At 36.6% G+C, this 18,481-nt stretch carries 15 protein-coding genes; 5 read left to right on the forward strand and 10 right to left on the reverse strand.

The window, feature by feature from the left end:
• Positions 1 to 21 precede the first annotated feature (21 nt).
• The 6 genes from LWE_RS03765 to LWE_RS03790 form a co-directional block, all read right to left on the reverse strand.
• Entirely contained in the window at positions 22 to 489 is a 468-nt protein-coding gene (locus tag LWE_RS03765) for an Lmo0779 family protein (RefSeq protein ID WP_011701576.1), read from the reverse strand.
• 119 nt (positions 490 to 608) lie between these two features.
• A complete protein-coding gene (locus tag LWE_RS03770) occupies positions 609 to 1,487 on the reverse strand; it encodes a PTS mannose transporter subunit IID (protein ID WP_011701577.1) in 879 nt (292 codons plus the stop codon).
• Between the two features lie 17 nt (positions 1,488 to 1,504).
• Positions 1,505 to 2,317 (reverse strand): PTS mannose/fructose/sorbose transporter subunit IIC, encoded by an 813-nt coding sequence (locus tag LWE_RS03775; protein ID WP_011701578.1) that lies wholly within the window; start codon positions 2,315 to 2,317, stop codon positions 1,505 to 1,507.
• Positions 2,318 to 2,484: 167 nt separating this feature from the next.
• Positions 2,485 to 2,970 carry a mannose/fructose/sorbose PTS transporter subunit IIB gene (locus LWE_RS03780; protein ID WP_011701579.1) on the reverse strand — a complete coding sequence of 162 codons (486 nt, stop codon included), beginning with the start codon at positions 2,968 to 2,970 and terminating at the stop codon, positions 2,485 to 2,487.
• Positions 2,970 to 3,404: a mannose/fructose/sorbose PTS transporter subunit IIA gene (locus LWE_RS03785; protein ID WP_011701580.1), complete on the reverse strand. Its 435-nt coding sequence runs from the start codon at positions 3,402 to 3,404 to the stop codon at positions 2,970 to 2,972. Before LWE_RS03785 ends, LWE_RS03780 begins: the two co-directional genes overlap by 1 nt.
• 349 nt (positions 3,405 to 3,753) lie before the next feature.
• A complete protein-coding gene (locus LWE_RS03790; protein WP_011701581.1) occupies positions 3,754 to 6,570 on the reverse strand; it encodes a sigma 54-interacting transcriptional regulator in 2,817 nt (938 codons plus the stop codon).
• Between the two features lie 191 nt (positions 6,571 to 6,761).
• Between LWE_RS03790 and LWE_RS03795 the strand changes: the two genes are divergently transcribed.
• From LWE_RS03795 to LWE_RS03805, 3 genes are all read left to right on the forward strand, one after another.
• A complete protein-coding gene (locus tag LWE_RS03795; protein ID WP_011701582.1) occupies positions 6,762 to 7,397 on the forward strand; it encodes an FMN-dependent NADH-azoreductase in 636 nt (211 codons plus the stop codon).
• A 193-nt stretch (positions 7,398 to 7,590) separates the two neighbouring features.
• Positions 7,591 to 8,967 (forward strand): amino acid permease, encoded by a 1,377-nt coding sequence (locus tag LWE_RS03800; protein WP_011701583.1) that lies wholly within the window; start codon positions 7,591 to 7,593, stop codon positions 8,965 to 8,967.
• 264 nt (positions 8,968 to 9,231) lie between these two features.
• The gene (locus tag LWE_RS03805; RefSeq protein ID WP_011701584.1) at positions 9,232 to 13,659 is read left to right on the forward strand and encodes a 2-hydroxyacyl-CoA dehydratase; all 4,428 of its coding nucleotides are present in this window, start codon (positions 9,232 to 9,234) and stop codon (positions 13,657 to 13,659) included.
• Positions 13,660 to 13,700: 41 nt separating this feature from the next.
• On the opposite strand, the gene ybaK is transcribed toward LWE_RS03805, so the two are convergent.
• Positions 13,701 to 14,177 carry a Cys-tRNA(Pro) deacylase gene (gene ybaK, locus LWE_RS03810; RefSeq protein ID WP_011701585.1) on the reverse strand — a complete coding sequence of 159 codons (477 nt, stop codon included), beginning with the start codon at positions 14,175 to 14,177 and terminating at the stop codon, positions 13,701 to 13,703.
• A 122-nt stretch (positions 14,178 to 14,299) separates the two neighbouring features.
• Here ybaK and LWE_RS03815 point away from each other — a divergent pair, with 122 nt between their 5' ends.
• Both LWE_RS03815 and LWE_RS03820 read left to right on the forward strand, forming a co-directional pair.
• Positions 14,300 to 14,956 (forward strand): DUF5105 domain-containing protein, encoded by a 657-nt coding sequence (locus LWE_RS03815; RefSeq protein ID WP_011701586.1) that lies wholly within the window; start codon positions 14,300 to 14,302, stop codon positions 14,954 to 14,956.
• A gap of 100 nt (positions 14,957 to 15,056) precedes the next feature.
• Positions 15,057 to 15,947, forward strand: a complete 891-nt coding sequence (locus tag LWE_RS03820; RefSeq protein WP_011701587.1) for a carbon-nitrogen hydrolase family protein — start codon at positions 15,057 to 15,059, stop codon at positions 15,945 to 15,947.
• A gap of 32 nt (positions 15,948 to 15,979) precedes the next feature.
• On the opposite strand, the gene LWE_RS03825 is transcribed toward LWE_RS03820, so the two are convergent.
• From LWE_RS03825 to rarD, 3 genes are all read right to left on the reverse strand, one after another.
• On the reverse strand, positions 15,980 to 16,681 hold the full coding sequence (locus LWE_RS03825) for a DUF554 domain-containing protein (protein ID WP_041176315.1): 702 nt from the start codon (positions 16,679 to 16,681) through the stop codon (positions 15,980 to 15,982).
• A gap of 113 nt (positions 16,682 to 16,794) precedes the next feature.
• The gene (locus LWE_RS03830) at positions 16,795 to 17,436 is read right to left on the reverse strand and encodes an NAD(P)-dependent oxidoreductase (RefSeq protein WP_011701589.1); all 642 of its coding nucleotides are present in this window, start codon (positions 17,434 to 17,436) and stop codon (positions 16,795 to 16,797) included.
• A gap of 83 nt (positions 17,437 to 17,519) precedes the next feature.
• Positions 17,520 to 18,440, reverse strand: a complete 921-nt coding sequence (gene rarD / locus LWE_RS03835) for an EamA family transporter RarD (protein ID WP_011701590.1) — start codon at positions 18,438 to 18,440, stop codon at positions 17,520 to 17,522.
• Positions 18,441 to 18,481 lie beyond the last annotated feature (41 nt).

Genomic DNA, 18,481 nt, shown 5'->3' on the forward strand with positions numbered 1-18,481 from the left:
AGGAAAGTGAGCGTGGCGTTTTTAATTATATTTAGTAAATACAGCGAGCATTTTTTCTAAATCTTTCTCTGATCTGGCAAACAGCATTAAACGTTGGCGATTGGTTTCGATAACTAAAATACCATCTTCAGACAAATTCATCCGCTCGATTTTGGAATAAGGGAAAAATAGTAAGGCATAAAATAGACCTGTTTCTTTAAATACTGCTTTGGAACTACGGAAAAAGCAAATATAAATAAACAGAATACCCATAACCGCAAGCAATATAGAGGTTAATTGTGGTCCTTCGCGGAAGAAAGTATTAGAAATGAATAATAGGGCAATAATTCCGACGAAAATATAACCGTCCCAGCGACCACGAGAACGCAATTTTACAGTTAATACAGTCTTACCTTTCCAAAGTGGAATTACTGCATCATTATACAAAATATACAGTATCGTCAATATGTTGGCAACCAACAAAAAGATATTAGTAGCATCCCAAGTCATTTAGTTATCACTCACATTCTATCAAATATAGTTTAGTCATATTGTAACATAATTATTTAAAGAAAAGGGAGAACCGGTTTTAATCCCGATTCTCCGTTTTTTATTTTGATTGTGTATTTTTAACCAAGTGGTGAATAGCTAGCTGGTGGAAGTCCTAATATTCCAGACCAGTAGCCGAAAATACCAACAACGAATAGCCCTAAAATCAGCCATAAAGCGTTGACTTTTTTCTTTAGAATCCACATACAAGCAAATGTAAGCAGAAGGGCAAGAAGACCTGGCATTAATTGGTCCAAAATACTTTGAACAGTTGTTGGAATTTCTTTGCCAGTTTTAGAATCTTTGGTCGTATATGCTACAAGCGGAACATAAATAGTAGTCCACTTATTAACTAATGCTCCCATAACGAACAGTCCAAGTATGGAAGCTCCTTCTGTTAGTTTTTGAAGCAAACCGCCTGACATATCAGATACAACATCTGTACCTTTACTATATCCATAAAAGACACCCCAATAACGGAATCCTAAACGAACAGCGTTAAATAGCACAAAGAATAATATTGGTCCAATAATACTACCATCCGTTGCAAAACCCGCGCCTAGAGCAGCAAGTACTGGACGAACCGTTCCCCAGAAAATAGGATCCCCAACACCTGCAAGTGGTCCCATTAAACCTACTTTAATACCATTGATTGCACCATCATCAATATCAGCACCATTTGCTTTTTGTTCCTCCATCGCGGTCGTAACACCCAAGATTGGAGCGGCCATATACGGATGAGTATTAAAAAATTCAAGATGACGTTTAATTGCTTGTTCTCTTTCAGGTCCATTTTCAGGATAAAGACGTTTAATTACTGGAACTACTGAAAAACAGAAACCAAGAGATTGCATACGCTCAAAGTTCCATGACCCTTGGAAGAGGTTGGAACGAATGAAAACGCCCATTAAATCATTTTTCGTTATTTTCTTTTCATTAACTGTGATTTGTTCACTCATATTTTTCTCCCCCTTCCTTAGTCATCAAGGTCATCGTCGAGGTCATCTGCTGCTCGTCCACCACCACGACCACCGTATTGCTCGATAGCTTCTTTCAACTGATATTTAGGATTTAGTTGGATATAGATGATTGCTGCAACGAGTCCTATAACACCTAGTGCTACTAAGTTGAATTGAGTGAATGCTGCTACAACAAAGCCTAAGAAGAAGAAAGGCATTAAATATTTAGCTGACATCATATTGATAACCATTGCGTAACCAACAACAACGATAAATCCACCAGCTACATTTAGACCATTAACGATAACCTCAGGAATGGCATTGAGTAAATTTGTTACTGCAGCTGTTTCGACGGTGACTGCCACGATAATTGCTGGAATTGCGATACGCATTGCTTGAAGTAGTAGTGCTGAAACATGAATCCAGTCGAGACTTCGCAAATTTCCTTCTTTCCCAGCTTTATCAGCCATGTGTTGAAATGCAACTGTAATTGTACGAACTAGGATAGTAAGTACCTGACCAAGAGCAGCTAACGGAATTGCTAGTGAAATACCTACGCTGATATCTTGTCCCCCTGTAATAACTAAGATAGTAGAAATAATGGATGCAAGTGCAGCATCGGGTGCCACTGCTGCGCCAATATTCATCCATCCAAGCGCAATCATTTCCAGTGTCCCCCCAATAATAATTCCAGTTGTAATATCTCCTAAAACCAGACCGATTAGCGTACAGGCAATTAATGGACGGTGTGTTTGCCATTCGTCCAAAATACTACCCATACCACTAATACATGATACGAGAAATACAAGGATTAATTGTATTGCTGACATATATTTCCCTCCCAATTTTTCTTAAATAAGATAAAAAAGATAATTTCAATATGATGACTGAATAAGGCAAGCTAATGGTGCATTTGCTTTTATTCATAAATCACCCCTTTAAAGTCAACCTTTACACACTTGTATTTCTTTTCGCTTTAAAATAGTAGAGGGGTTAGTTATTTAGTTTTGTCTAATAATGGGATTAATTTTACTTTATTATCAGAAGCGACTTTACGGATTTCTAATTCGATTCCTTTTTCATCTAATTTTCGAAAAGCTGCTTCATCTGTTGCATCAACGGATACAGCATTTGTAATCATATGTTTGCCTTCACGAAAAGCCATGCCACCAATGTTTACTGTTGTAATATTTACACCAGCTTCTACCAAAGTTAAAACATCAGTTGGGTTAGTAAATAGAAACATTACTGGAGTTGTAGCATATTTGGGATTATTATATACACGAATCCCTTTTTGGACATCTACCACACTTGCTTTTACTCCTGGAGGTGCTACTTGTGTAAGAAGTGTTTTACGTACTTCATCTTTTGCTACATCATCGCTAATAACGATAATTCGTTCTACCTGCGTTTCTTTTGTCCAAACTGTTGCTACTTGTCCGTGAATTAAGCGATCATCAATACGAGCTAAGCGAATTTCCATTATAAATCGTCCTCTCCAATTTCTTTATCTATTTTTGGTAATGATTCTTTGAGTGACTTAACGCCACCCGTTCCTGCTGTAAGAGCTATTTCAACTAGATCTTTTTGTTTACTTGCTGGGCGCATAGAGAGCGTTTCAAGTAACATAGGAATGTTGACCCCCGTAACAACATCCATATTTTCTTCTGGAAGAGCAACTTGACTAGATGCATTATATGGACTACCGCCAAATAAATCTACCATGAAAATAACCCCTTCAGAAGTATCTAATTTCTCTAGTTTTTCCTTATATTTGGTAATAAGCGTATCAGTGTTTTCTCCAGGAATAAAAGTAATAAATTCTACATTATCCTGTTTGCCGATAATCATCTCAGCTGATTTCAACAATTCACGAGCAGCTTCACCGTGTGTGCCAATAATAATTGCCACTGGCATAAGTATCTCCTCCTTAAAGCATGGATTTGAAGCATCCATTAATACTAACGCAAAAACTGTGCCAACTTTTCTGTATTAGACAACCTCCTTTGCTAATAGAAGTGGTTCAAGGCTTTTGTAAGTTTGTACTAATAGATGTTTAGCAACTTAATACGCTAAATAAATACCTTAATACACTAAAAGTGAATCTGAGACATACATACCTCATTACCCTAAAAGAATAATCTGAAAACGCTATACTGAAATTAATGTAAGCTTATTGATAGGAGTAAAATATCCAGTTACAATTTTAAAAGTAACCATAAAAAAGACATTCTCTCCAATTTGAAATTAAGAATGTCTTTTTAACTTATGAAATTACTTCTGGTTGGATTTCGTTTAAAATATCATATAGATAGCAAAGCTCATCATTTGTCAGTTTTAAGTTCATTTTGTAGATAACTTCTTTATTAGTTTGTTCGAGCGCTTTATAGATATCTGTTTCTAACATATTTTTTGGATCGCGATATACTAAACCATCATTTAAAACCATTCGTTCTAGAGCACATCCAACGTGAATAAGTAAATTGATTTTAAATGTATTATCAAGTTGGTAACCTAGTTTATTCTCTAGCACACTTGCAAAAGAACTAAGAATTTCAATTGTTTTCTTTGGGTTAAGATAAGTTAAAAATTCATTAAGACTTTCTTCGATAATTTCTTTTGCGATTCGTCCTGTTTCGCCTTTTTTAACAATGATATTGCGCTGTTTAACCAGACTAACAAGTTGTTCCTCACCATCAATTCCAAAAAGTCGTTCAAGTGGGATAAAAGGAATCTGGATTTTCGGATCTTGAATCCCAACAGCCATTAAAATATCATTTTCTTCTTGTAGTTGTTCTAATTTCGTATCCATTTCGTGTAAACCAATAGGGATGACTTTAATGGCATCAGTAGTAATAGTATCTAAAATATTTTCAATGAATAATTGAAGTTTTTCGGCTGTTCCTTCACCAGTCGCGCAAATAGTTACAATCGCATGTGGTTTTTGCGTTGTTTCTAATGTGTCATCATCTGAATTATAACCGCCATAACCTCTAAAATCTTTCAGCGAGTCATAAATACTATCAAGCTCCATATCCAGAATATTGGATTTACGTACAGCTTCAATAACAGTGGCTGTCGAAACCATATCTATCGAGCGAACATTAATACCTGTACGTTCAGAAATAACAGGCGCAAAACTCGTCAGTGAGCCCATATCAACAAGCAGTAAGAGACCACGACCCATATCCATTTCTTTTGCTCGTTCAATTAATTTATCTAGAACAATTTTTGGACTTTGGTCAAGAGGCATGTCAATTCCTTCTACCAAACCTTCACCAAGTAATTTTTTTGCTACACTAACCATACTACTAGCTGTGTTATTACCATGTGTTGCTACCAGTACAGCGACACGAGCATTTTCTTGTTCCTTTAAAAGAGAGCTAATAAGAAGAGTTAAATACATTACTTCCATGTTAGGAACACGTATATGGAAAGTTGCTTCAATATCATCTTTTATTTCACGCGATAACTCATAAGCCTCGGGTTGATCATTAACGACATTTTCGATATTCGTATATTTTAAAGGTTTATTACTTTCAATTCGTTTAATAAAAGAAGTTAGATGCAGACTAAATGCAAGTAAGAATCTTTCGTTTAATTTTTTGCCTAGTTGGTGTTCAATTCTTTGCTCGATACCTTCTGCAAAATTGAGAATTTCTTCATTGACAATTTTTAAGATATTTTCGCGATTATGAATCGTATTTTTGAATTTATTATAAAAACTGTTGAGATGAATATCAATATCCATCTTAATAAATTTTTTAATGTCGTCATCTTCTACACCTTGGTCCATTAAAATAGAAGCTTTATCTTCAATAATTTTGTAAAGGTTGAAGTTTGGCTCGTATTCATCAGAAGTAATTAACGTATTGTTAAGTTCAGGGAAGATAGTAGTGTATGGTTCTAAATATTCCGCAATAGCTTGAAGTTCTTTGCGTCGATTACTAAAGTGGAAATAGCCATCTTTAATGTTAATAGGTAAAGTTTTAAAATCAATTAAGATTTCATCATCCTTATCAAAACTGTTCAAAAATCCTTGGGCACAGACCAATTGAATATTCGATTTTAACTGACCGATATTCCCGTAAGTTGTGTTGCCAATTAATGCTTTGGCAGCCTCATCTTCAATTCTAATCGGTTTATTTACACGATGAGCTTCACTAGAAAGGAGATATTTAAGCAATTCTACACGTTCAAAAGCAGTTCGTTCTTCTAAACTTGGAAGTGTAATAATGATCGGAATACGACGCATAAATGTTTTTAATAAAGAAGATTCAGGGTTTTCTGTCGTCGCTCCTATAATTAAAACATTGGATTTACGAGTTCGATCTGTTTCCCCGAGTTTGTTATAAGTGCCAGAGTCCATCAAATAAAAAATCATTTCTTGTCCTTCAGGAGGGAGACGATGGATTTCATCTAAGAACAAAATGCCGCCTTCAGCTTTTTCCACTAATCCACCTTTATCACTTTCGGCTCCAGTAAAGGCACCTTTTACATGCCCAAAAATATGGGACATCAAGAGTTGCGGGTTGTTATAATAATCTGCACAATTAAAAATAATAAACGGAGCGTCTGCTGGTAAACGCTTAGCATGTTGCGAAAAACGATACATTAAGTTAGCAAACAATGTTTTACCTACCCCAGTTTGTCCAAGAATCATCGTATGTAGTCCATTTGGCGGGTAAAGTACAGCTGCTTTGGCTTGTTCGACAGGGGTTTTTAGACTATCATTTACACCAATTAAATCATCAAAAGGGCTTCTTTCAACAATGTTTGGTTTTAAAATTTTTAGGAGAGCTTCTGAACTGTCAAATTCCAATTCACTGTCCGAAAGAATTCTTCCTAGTTCTTCTTCCACAGCGGTTCTAGGAAAATAAAGTACAGGACGGCCAACGATTTTAATGATTTTTCCTTGTCTGTGAAGTTCATTTAATTCCATACTGACATTGTTTCTTAAAATATCTAATGTTTCTGAAATAGTGCTCGCTGTAAAGCCTTCATTATCTTCAAGTTGTTCACGAATGGTCTTTGATGAAGGGTTTTCTAAAATAAATTCATAAATACGGTCAATACGTTTCATTTATAAAACCTCCAAAGAGTATTGAAAAACGAACAGTGTATTATTCAAACTTAATACAGTCGAGAATTCTGTATTTATCTTAGCATTCCTAATGAAAATGTCAATGATTATTTAATAAAAATCAAATTGACTACCTTTCTATATAGTACTATTATATAGAAGGAACAAAAAAAACTGATGAGGTGTTCATAATGTCAAAAGTATTATTTATCAAAGCGTCACCGCTTCCTAATGAAGTATCAAGAAGTTCACAAGTAGCAGCGACTTTTATGGAAGAATATAAAGCGAAAAATCCTTCTGATACAGTAGAAGAATTGGTTTTATATAATACAGAAGTACCTTTACTCGATTTAGAATTAATGACAGCTGGAAGAGAGCTACAAGCTGGTAAAGCCTTCGCAGATTTAGACCCAGATGTACAAAAAAGATTAAATGCGTATAATGCGCTTACAGATCAATTCCTAGCAGCAGACAAATTTGTTTTTGTTTTCCCACTTTGGAACCTTGGAATTCCACCGCTTTTAAAGGCATATGTGGATACATTTGTTATTGCAGGTAAATCTTTCCGTTATACAGAACATGGACCAGAAGCACTTTTAAAAGGTAAAAAAGCGATATTGATTCATGGTAGCGGTGGTATTTATTCAGCTGGAGATGCAAGTTCATTCACTCACGGAGAACCGTATTTACGTACTATTTTACAATTTATTGGTATTGAAGTAGTACCGTCCATCTTTGTAGAAGGGATTGACCACAATCCTAGCAAAGAAGCGGAAATCGTTGCAGCTGCTAAAACGGTAGCGCGTGAAAGTGCTACAGATTTTTAAAAAGTTTGTGAAAAGTTAGTTTGTAGTTTTAAATGTTAAGATAGTACTATCAACTGTCTAGACCAATAAAAACATATAAAAAGATTGCTAATCCCTTTATAAATTGGTAAAGTAGAGAAGTAGATTAATGGATAAAGTGCTGATTTAACTCGGCGCTTTATTCTGTTTAGTTACTCGAAAGGGATGAATTAGGATGGAAGAGCAAAAAGAAGAATTGCAAAGAGGACTGAAAAACAGACATATTCAGTTGATTGCGATTGGCGGAGCAATTGGAACGGGGCTTTTTCTAGGAGCAGGTAAATCAATTCATTTAGCCGGTCCATCTATCATGTTAGTTTACTTAATTATTGGAGCGATTTTATTTTTTGTAATGAGAGCTCTGGGTGAATTACTAATACATAACCCAACAACAGGGTCTTTCACAGAATTTGCAGAGCAGTTTATAGGACCATGGGCAGGATTTATTACTGGTTGGACGTATTGGTTCTGTTGGATTGTTACTGGTATTGCAGAAATCACAGCGGTTGGTATGTATGTGAAGTTTTGGGTGCCAGATTTACCACAATGGATTCCAGCTCTTGCATGCGTTTTGATACTATTACTCTTTAATTTAGCCACTGTTAAAGCTTTTGGCGAAATTGAATTCTGGTTTGCGATTATTAAGGTAGTTGTTATTATCGCTTTAATTGTCATTGGGTTTGTACTTGTATTTATTGGCTATAAACATGGAACAAGTACGGCATCATTTTCTAACTTAGTCGATTATGGTGGCTTTTTCCCAAATGGAATTGCTGGATTTTTATTAGCATTCCAAATGGCGACTTTTTCGTTCGTTGGAATTGAGCTCGTTGGTGTAACAGCTGGAGAAGCGGATGACCCAGAACGAACGCTTCCAAAAGCAATTAATAATATTCCCATTCGGATATTAATTTTCTATATTGGTGCTTTATTAGTATTGATGTCAATTTATCCATGGAGTAATATTGATCCCAACACGAGCCCGTTCGTAAGTGTGTTTACGATGATTGGTATTCCAGCAGCTGCAGGTATTATAAATTTTGTTGTATTAACAGCAGCAATGTCTTCCTGTAATAGTGGGATTTTCAGTACAAGTCGGATGCTCTATACACTTTCAGCAGAAGGAAAAGCACCGAAAAAAATGCATCACTTAAGTTCAAATGGAGTGCCTGCAACAGCTTTAATAACTTCTACGGCATGTTTACTTATCGGTGTATTCTTAAATTATGTTTTACCAGAACAAGTATTTATTTTAGTTACTAGCATTGCAACGATTTGCTTTATCTGGGTTTGGGGTGTCATTTTGGTGGCTCATTTGCGTTTCCGCCATAAACATCCTGAAATTGCAGCAAAAAGTAAATTTAAAATGCCTTTATCACCAGTGATGAACTGGGTAAGCTTGGTTTTCTTTGCAGGCTTATTGATAATCCTTGGTTTTGCAGCAGATACACGAATTGCGCTTTTTGTTACGCCAGTGTGGTTCTTGATTTTAGCAATAGCGTATCAGATTTTAAAAGCATCTAATCGAAAGACAAAAATTCGACATAATTAATTAAAAGGCAATCATTCGCTAAAGCAAGCAGTTTTAACGAATGATTGCCTTTTTTTGATACTTATAAATGCTCACGAATTTCTTTACAAATTTAAAAAATCGTGTAGAATGATAGGTGTTTAGAGGTTTTACCACTTCTACGTTTTATGAGTGAGTACTCACTCATTTTTCAGAATAAGCATTTATGTGAAGTGGTATACAAATAACGGATGATATGTGAACTACTATACATATCGAACAGTGCGTTACGAAAGGGATGAGAGAATGATTCATGCAGGATTAGATGTGGGATCAACAACAGCAAAGGCCGTAGCACTTAACGATCAAGGGGATATTTTATTTCAAACTTACAGAAGACATTATTCCGACATTAAAAAAGTAACCTTAGAAATTATGCAAGATATGCAAAAAAAATGCGGTATGACGGAAATGACATTCAAAATTACGGGATCATCAGGACTCGCAATTTCCAAATTTTTGAATGTGCCTTTTGTGCAAGAAGTAATTGCTTGTACAGAAGCTGTAGAACAAGTAATACCAGAGACAGATGTAGTAATTGAGCTAGGCGGGGAAGATGCGAAGATTATTTATTTTAGCGGAGGAATTGAGCAACGAATGAATAATGCTTGTGCTGGAGGAACCGGTGCTTTTATTGACCAAATTGCTACATTACTTCAAACAGATCCGACCGGTTTAAATGAATTAGCTCAAAATGCAAATACGATTTATCCAATCGCTTCTAGATGTGGGGTTTTTGCTAAAACAGATGTGCAACCATTGCTCAATGAAGGTGCTAGAAAAGAAGATATCGCAGCTTCGATTTTCCAAAGTGTTGTGACACAAACTATTAGTGGACTTGCTTGTGGACGTCCGATTCGCGGTAAAGTAGCGTTTCTTGGTGGCCCACTTACATTTCTTGATCAATTACGTTATCGTTTTACAGAAACATTGAAAATGAAAGATAGTGATATTATTGCGCCTCAAAATGCGGAATACTTTATTGCACTTGGAACTGCTTTTACTGGGTTAAATGATGTGCCAATAAAAGTAGACGATATGATTAACCGCCTTTCTAATATGGATATGACTACAATGGCGACGGATACAGTTATCCTACCAGCTCTTTTTGAAAAGAAGGAAGACTTAGAAGACTTTCGTGCGCGTCATAATCAAATGAAAGCAAAGCGAGCGAATTTAGAAGAGTATGAAGGGGATGCTTATTTAGGGATTGATGCCGGGTCAACCACAACTAAATTAATTTTAATGAGTCAAACCAATGAAATTCTTTACTCGTTTTATTCTAGTAATAATGGGAATCCACTACAATCGGTTATTGATGCAACGAGTGATTTATATGAAATTTTACCAGAAAAAGTAAGAGTGGCGCAGTCTGGAATTACTGGCTACGGGGAATCACTTATTAAGGCTGCACTTAAAATTGATGTTGGCGAAATTGAAACAGTGGCGCATTACCGGGCTGCTCGCGAGTTTTTACCAGATGTTGATTTTATTTTAGATATCGGCGGACAAGATATGAAGTGTATGAAAATTAAAAAAGGTGCATTAGACAGCTTAATGCTCAATGAGGCTTGTTCTGCCGGATGTGGTTCATTCCTCGAAACATTTGCGCAAACACTTAATTTATCAATTGAAAAATTTGCCGCTCGAGCACTGGAAGCAAAAGCGCCTGTTGACTTAGGCTCACGTTGTACAGTTTTCATGAATTCCAAAGTGAAACAAGTGCAAAAAGAAGGCGTAAGTATGGAAGATTTATCTGCTGGACTTGCATATTCCGTTGTAAAAAATGCCCTTCAAAAAGTAATTAAACTACGTAGCCCGAAAGATATTGGTGAAAAAGTAATCGTTCAAGGCGGAACTTTTTATAACGAATCAGTGCTTCGTGCTTTTGAGCTTTTAACAGGACGAGAAGTAGTGAGACCAGATATTGCTGGTATGATGGGAGCGTATGGTGCGGCTCTCATTGCCCGTGAACACTATGAAACTGGCGAAGTAACAGAAATGCTCGTACGTGAAAAATTACGTGAATTTAGTGCTGAAACTTCGCAATCGCGCTGTAATCTTTGTAGTAACACATGTCAGTTAACAGTAACTAGATTTGGTGATGACCGGATGTTTGTTAGTGGGAACCGCTGTGAACGAGGAGAACGTGTAGAAACGAAGCGCAATTTACTGCCAAATTTATATGCTTATAAATTAAAACGAACCTTTGATTATAAATCACTGAAAAAATCAGAAGCTACAAGAGGCACTATTGGTATTCCACGAGCACTAAACGTTTTTGAAAACTATCCACTTTGGCATACGATTTTAACAAACTTAGGTTTCCGTGTCGTTTTATCTTCTAAATCTTCTAAGAATTTATATGACAAAGGTATTGAAACGATTGCATCTGAAGCAGTTTGTTTCCCAGCAAAATTAACACATGGTCATATTATGGATTTAATTAAGAAAAAAGCAGATCGTATTTTTTATCCATCTGTTGTTTATGAAAAACCTGAATTTGGAGAAGCAACAAATAACTTTAATTGTCCAGTCGTGGCGGGCTATCCAGAAGTTATTCGTGTTAATGTGGATGCTTTAGAAGAAAAAAATATTCCAATGATTAGTCCATTTTTAACGTTAGATAATGAGAAAGCGTTAATTGAACAAATGAGCCTCGCTTTCCCAGAAATCCCAGCTACGGATATGGAAAAGGCAGTTCAGGCAGGATTAGAGGAAGCGGAACTTTGCCGTAAAGATATCCAAGCTGAAGGAGAAGCAGCACTTACTTATATTAAGAAAAACAAAATTAAAGGAATCGTTCTTGCTGGACACCCATACCATATTGATCCAGAAGTAAATCACGGAATTCCAGAGCTTATTACGATGAACGGCATGGCGGTACTTACCGAAGATTCGATTTCCCATCTTGGTGAAATAGATCATAAACTTCGCGTCGAAAATCAGTGGAAATACCACGCAAGATTATACCGAGCAGCTAGTTTTACCGCTAAAAGTGAAGATTTGGAATTTGTGCAATTAACTTCATTTGGTTGTGGGCTGGATGCGATTACAACAGATATGTGTCAAGAAATCATTGAAGGGCATAACAAAGTATATACGTTACTTAAAATTGATGAAATTAACAACCTTGGCGCCGCTCGAATCCGCGTACGCTCGTTAAAGGCAGCGATGGAAGAACGTGAGAAAAATAACGTGAAACCAGGAATTATGGCAAAACCAAAAGAGCGTCCATTATTCACTAAAGAAATGAAGAAAACATATACTATCTTAGCGCCACAGCTAGCTCCAACTCATTTTGAAATGTTAGAAGCGGCTTGTAAAGTGGGTGGCTACAATTTAGAAGTACTACCAGCTGTAACGCCGCGTGCGGTTGATGAGGGCTTACGTTATGTCAATAATGATGCTTGTTATCCAGCGATTTTAACTATTGGACAAATGATGGATGCGCTGAAACATGGCGATTATGATTTAAATAATTTAGCGGTATTAATGACACAAACTGGTGGCGGATGCCGAGCAACGAACTATATCTCCATGCTGAAAAAAGCCCTTGGAGAAGCTGGACTAGATCATATTCCAGTTATTTCTCTCAATGCAAATGGATTAGAAAAACAACCAGGATTCAAAATGACGCCAAAAGTGCTTGTTCGTTTCCTAGCCGGAATTAGCTTAGGTGACGCACTCGACCGGATGCTTTACCGGACAAGACCTTATGAAGTGGAACCTGGAAGTGCCAATAAACTATTCCGCGAGTATTTAGATGCTGGGCGTGCTCTAATGGAAAATTATTCTTTCCTAGCATATAAAAAATTAGCTAACGAAATGGTTCGAGCTTTTGATAACTTACCAATTACAGATGAAGTAAAACCAAGAGTTGGTGTAGTTGGAGAAATTCTCGTGAAATTCCATCCGGGCGCAAATAATAATATTGTTGATGTTATTGAAGACGAGGGCGGAGAAGCAGTTGTTCCAGATTTAACAGATTTCATTTTATATTGTTGTTATGATGATCACTTTGCTGCCAATACATTTGGACGTTCCAAAGTTAAATCATTTGCGAAACAAAGCGTGGCAATTCCGTTAATCAACCAATTCCGTAAACCAGTAACAGATGCCTTGAAGAAAAGTGAACGATTTGAAGCACCAGCAAGTATCGAATCTATCGCAGAAAAAGCAAGCCAACTGCTATCACTTGGTAATAAAATGGGCGAGGGCTGGTTCTTAACAGGTGAAATGTTTGAATTACTGGATAGCAATGTGCCAAATATCGCATGTTTACAACCATTCGCATGTTTACCAAACCATATTACTGGTCGCGGAATGATTAAAGGACTTAAAAAAATGTATCCAGAAGCTAACATTATGTCTATTGATTATGATGCAGGATCAAGCTCCGTGAACCAACTGAATCGAATCAAGTTGATGCTCTCGATAGCTAGAAAGCAACTTGAAACAGTCGATGTTGTAGAAGAAAAAGAAACCAATACTAGATTTAATCCAAGAGAAAAAATTCTTGGTAAAGCAAAACAAGTAAGAGAAAGTGCGCCAGTCGAGATGATTGGTAACAAAGTCAAACAAGCAAGAGATGCTGACCCAGTTGGCGCCATTGCCCAAAAAGTAAAACATGTTGCATCAAGTAGCGAACATATTCAAACAGATAATGATTAAAAAAGACAAGCCGCCTATTATTTATGGGCGGCTTGTTTCATTTATACTTCCGTTATTGGAGCAAATTCTGCACGGATAATCTTTTTTAGATCTATAGGAGCTATTTCCATTTGTAGTCCTCTTTTTCCAGCTGAAATCAAGATAGTATCAAACATTTCTGCGCTACTGTCGATAAAAGTTGGAAATAATTTCTTCATGCCAACAGGAGAACATCCTCCGCGAATATAGCCAGTTAATTTTTCAAGTGTATCCACCGCAATCAATTCACATTTTTTATTTCCGCTAATCTTCGCTATTTGCTTCAAATGTAAGGTTTTATCAGCTGGAATACAAGCAACAATGTTCCCAGTTTTATCACCAGAAAGAACCAACGTTTTAAAAATCTGAGCAGGGTTATTGCCCGTTTCAATTGCAACATGAATCGCATCGAGAGAATCTTCACTAAAAGCGTACTCATGTAAGCTATAATTAATCTTCTGTTTATCTAAAATTCGACAGGCATTTGTTTTTTTATTCATATCTTCCACCTCGATTAATGTAAAATTATGTACAAATTATGACACTTTTTGTAAAATAGTTGGCATTTTAATCTACTTTCTGTACAATTAGAATGAATTCGAAACAAGAAAGGGAGATTAAAATGAAAAAAGGGTTATTTAGTTTGGTACTTGTTCTTGCAATGGTACTTGTTTTGAGCGCATGTGGTGGCGCTTCAAGAGTAGAACCAAAAGAAGCAGGAGAAATTACAGTTAATTCTGTCGTTTATAACAAAGACACGGACAAAGTAAAAGATGTATATGGTGAAGACGGTAGTAAATTCGAAAAAGAATTTGAAACTAGCTTCAAAGAAAGTTTCATCAATACATTCACCGCTAGCTTTTCAACGGATGTTAACTTAGACAAACAGGTAGACGATTTCTATAATGCACTTCGTAAACAAGTAAATGAAAAGACATCGTATACTACTAAAGTAACAAATGACGATAAAGAAAGTCCAGAAATTCAGTTTTCCGTTAAAGGCTTAAATATGAAAGGTGTTCAAACAGAGCTAGTAGAAGAATTAACAAAAGCAGCAACCGCTGACCCATCTCTAGCAACTGACAACCAAAAAATGGCTGAAAAAACTATGGAAATCTATACAAAAGCTGTTCAAAATGCAGACGCAGTATCAGAAGCAAAAACTGTCACACTTAAACTAAAAGCAGATCCAGATGATGACTCCTTATGGAAAATGCAAAACGACATGGCATTCATGCAAGAACTAACAACTGCATTCTTCATGGGCGGCATGAACTAAGATTTTTATAGACACCAGCAACTTTCGGGTTGTTGGTGTTTTTTTGTTTCCAAGAATAAATGTTATAATAACACTAAAATTTAATAATGGGAGGCGCCATATGACTACTATAAAAATTGCATTAATCCAACAAAAAGCAGTACCAAATAATAAAGAAGCTAATTTAAAATTAGCCATCAAATATATAAAAGAAGCACATAAAAAAGGGGCAGATTTAGTGCTTTTCCCCGAGATGTGGTCAAACGGTTATGCGCCACCTTTTGAAGATGCTTTTAATCATCCACTAGCTACTAGTTTTGGTGCAGAACGATTCAAGTGGTTAAATGAAGCAATTGAAGAAGACAGTACTTATGTCTTAACGCTGAAAAAACTTGCCAAAGAGTTGCAGATTGGCATTTGCGCTACGTATTTGTCTAAAACGGAACAAAAACCACAAAATACTGCTATTATTATTGACCGAAAAGGAGAAATGATTTTAGACTATGCCAAAGTCCATACGTGTGATTTTTCTTTAGAAATATTATTACAAAGTGGCGAGGGATTTAAAGTTTGTGAGTTTGATGGTATTAAGCTGGGAGTCATGATTTGCTATGATCGCGAGTTTCCAGAAAGCGCCAGAGTTCTCATGTTAAAGGGTGCAGAAATTATCCTCGTTCCAAATGCTTGTGATATGAATCCACCCAGACTTAATCAACTAAATTCTCGTGCTTTTGAAAACATGGTTGGCGTAGCGATGGCAAACTATCCTGGCGAAAAATGGGGCAGATCAACTGCTTTTTCCCCGATTGTTTTTGATGAAAATGGGGATTACCGCGATAATACGATTATTGAAACAGATGACGTTTCAGAAGGTGTTTTTATTGCTGAATTTAATTTAGACGAGATTCGAAATTACCGGGAAAATGAAACGTGGGGAAATGCCTACCGAAAACCGCAAACATATACAGATTTAATAAGTTCAGATGTAAAAGCGCCATTTAAACGAAATTAAAAAAACAGAGAAGAGCAATCTCTGTTTTTTCTTTAAAAATAATAAAGCCCGGTAACAATCAGCGCAACGACCAAAATCCCCGGAACAATATTCGCGACCCGAATCTTGGTTAAACCAAGCAAGTTTAGACCAATTGCCAATATCATAATTCCGCCAGTAGCTGTTAATTCTTTAATAATGAGTGCCATTAAGTCAGCTGGGATGAACTGATTAATTTGTGTGGCGAATAAGGCGATAATGCCTTCAAATAAGAAGACTGGAATAGCTGAGAGCATAACGCCCCAACCAAGTGTCGTACTGAGAAGAAGGGCAATAAATCCATCCATCACGGATTTCATATAAAGCACATCATGATTACCTCGAATGCCGCTATCAAGTGCACCAATAATCCCCATCGCACCAATCACAAAAATAAGAGTTGCAGTAACAAAGCCTTTTGAAATATTACTTTTTCCTTTTGCACCAACTTTGCGTTCAATCCAGTGCCCAAGCTGATTAAGATGATAATCTATGTTAAGCCATTCCCCAATAACGGCTCCAAAACAAATACTTAAAATAACAATAAGCGAATTGCTCGTTTTAAATGCCATTTGAATACCAAGAACGATAACAGACAATCCCATTCCTTTCATGACAGTATCTTTCATCCGTTCAGGAATATTATGTAATTTTATGCCAATAACAGAGCCAACTAAAATCCCCAGCCCATTAACTAGAGCGCCAAGTAGAACCATTTTCTTCCCCCTTTTTGCATATAGCATTAGTATACAGGAAGTTTCTAGCAATTGGGAGCATAATTTGGCACAAAAAAGTCGAAGGGGCATTATTTGCTCCTTCGACTTAAAAATTATTTTCCAGCCACTGTAAAACGTTCGTTTAAATGGTTTGGTCGTTCGATTTCATCTAAAACAGCAATAGCGTAATCTTCCATGCTGATAAAACTATTACCAGCGCTATCAAATAATAGATGATCTTGACCTAATTGATAATCTCCCGTACGTTCACCCGGTTCAAACATGGCAGGAGGACTAATATAAGTCCAACTAAAATGTCCTTTGTTTTCTTTTAAATGCGCCAATTGTTTCGCTTGCGCATGGGCTGTTGGATAATATGGAGCTTCTCTTAATCCCTTAGATTCCAAAAGGGTATTGCCATCTTCATCGATTTGAAGGCTGGCTGCTCCACCAACAACAAGTAAACGCGGAGAAACTGTTCCGTTTAGTACAGAAATCAAGTGGTCTAGTGAAGTAACATGCTTTTCTGCTTCCTCTGGACTGACTCCATAAGCATCCACCACGACATTTTGATCGGATAAATCTGAAAGTGTTAAATCAAATATATCCTTTTGCAAAATATTGATGTCTTTATGCGTTTGCGTAATTTTTCCTGCATTTCTAACAATTGCAGTTACTTCGTGGCCACGGTTTTTTGCTTCTTCTAAAATTCTCGAACCAGCTCGGCCCGTAGCTCCAATGATACCAATTTTCATGAAAAAAGCCCCCTATTCATTTTTGTGGAATAGATTCTCGCTTGATAGAAGAATTATTCCCGAAAGAGGGGACTGGGAAACATTTATTTTTTTGCAGCGTTTGCTAATTGTTTGATTTTGGCAGCAGAATAAATATGTGAAATCGTGAAAATAATCAGTGCTAACCAGATGAACATGAATGCAAATAATTGGATATGATCAAAACTTTCTTTGAACAGTAAAACGCCGAGTGCCAGCATTAAAGTTGGTCCGATATATTGCAAGAAGCCAACCATTGTATAGCTGATTTTCTTTGCAGCAGTGGCAAATAATAGCAGCGGGATAGCAGTAACAACACCAGCACCAACTAAAATGATATTTGTTTGTGCGGGATACTGCATCAATCCATTGGTGGCGAAAAAGATGACATATATAAGTGCAAATGGTGTAATAATCATGGTTTCAAGCGTTAAGCCAGTCCATACAGAAACCGAAACAACTTTTTTTATCAGCCCGTAAAGAGAGAAAGTAACAGCCATACCAATCGCTGCAAAAGGAACAGACCCAAGATGCCAAGTAAGTATTAAAACACCAATTGTAGCGGAGATTACTGCAATAATTTCTCCACGACTCAAGCGCTCCTTTAAAATAACTGTTGCTAGAAGTACGTTTACAAGTGGATTGATGTAGTAACCAAGACTTGCTTCTGTCACATGACCGCTGTTTACCGTATAAATGAATAAATACCAGTTTGCTGTAACTAAAAAAGCCGCCGCAATAATGGCGATAAGCGTTTTCGGTTTAAGCAAAACATCTTTTGTTTCTTGAAAAACCATTGAAGCCTTTCGTAAACAAACGATTAAAAATAACATAAAAATAAAAGACCAAATAATCCTATAGGCCAAAATCTCCATTGGCGGGACATTGGTCACTAGCTTCCAGTATATTGGAAGAACGCCCCAACACACATAAGCGAGAGCGCCAGCGATGATTCCGCCCAGCTGTCCGTTTTGTTTATTTTCCATTGTGATGTTAGCCCCCTTTTTTAAAACAATAGAACTATTTT

Origin of the sequence: Listeria welshimeri serovar 6b str. SLCC5334 (genome assembly GCF_000060285.1) — a bacterium.
GTDB classification, from domain to species: Bacteria; Bacillota; Bacilli; order Lactobacillales; family Listeriaceae; genus Listeria; species Listeria welshimeri.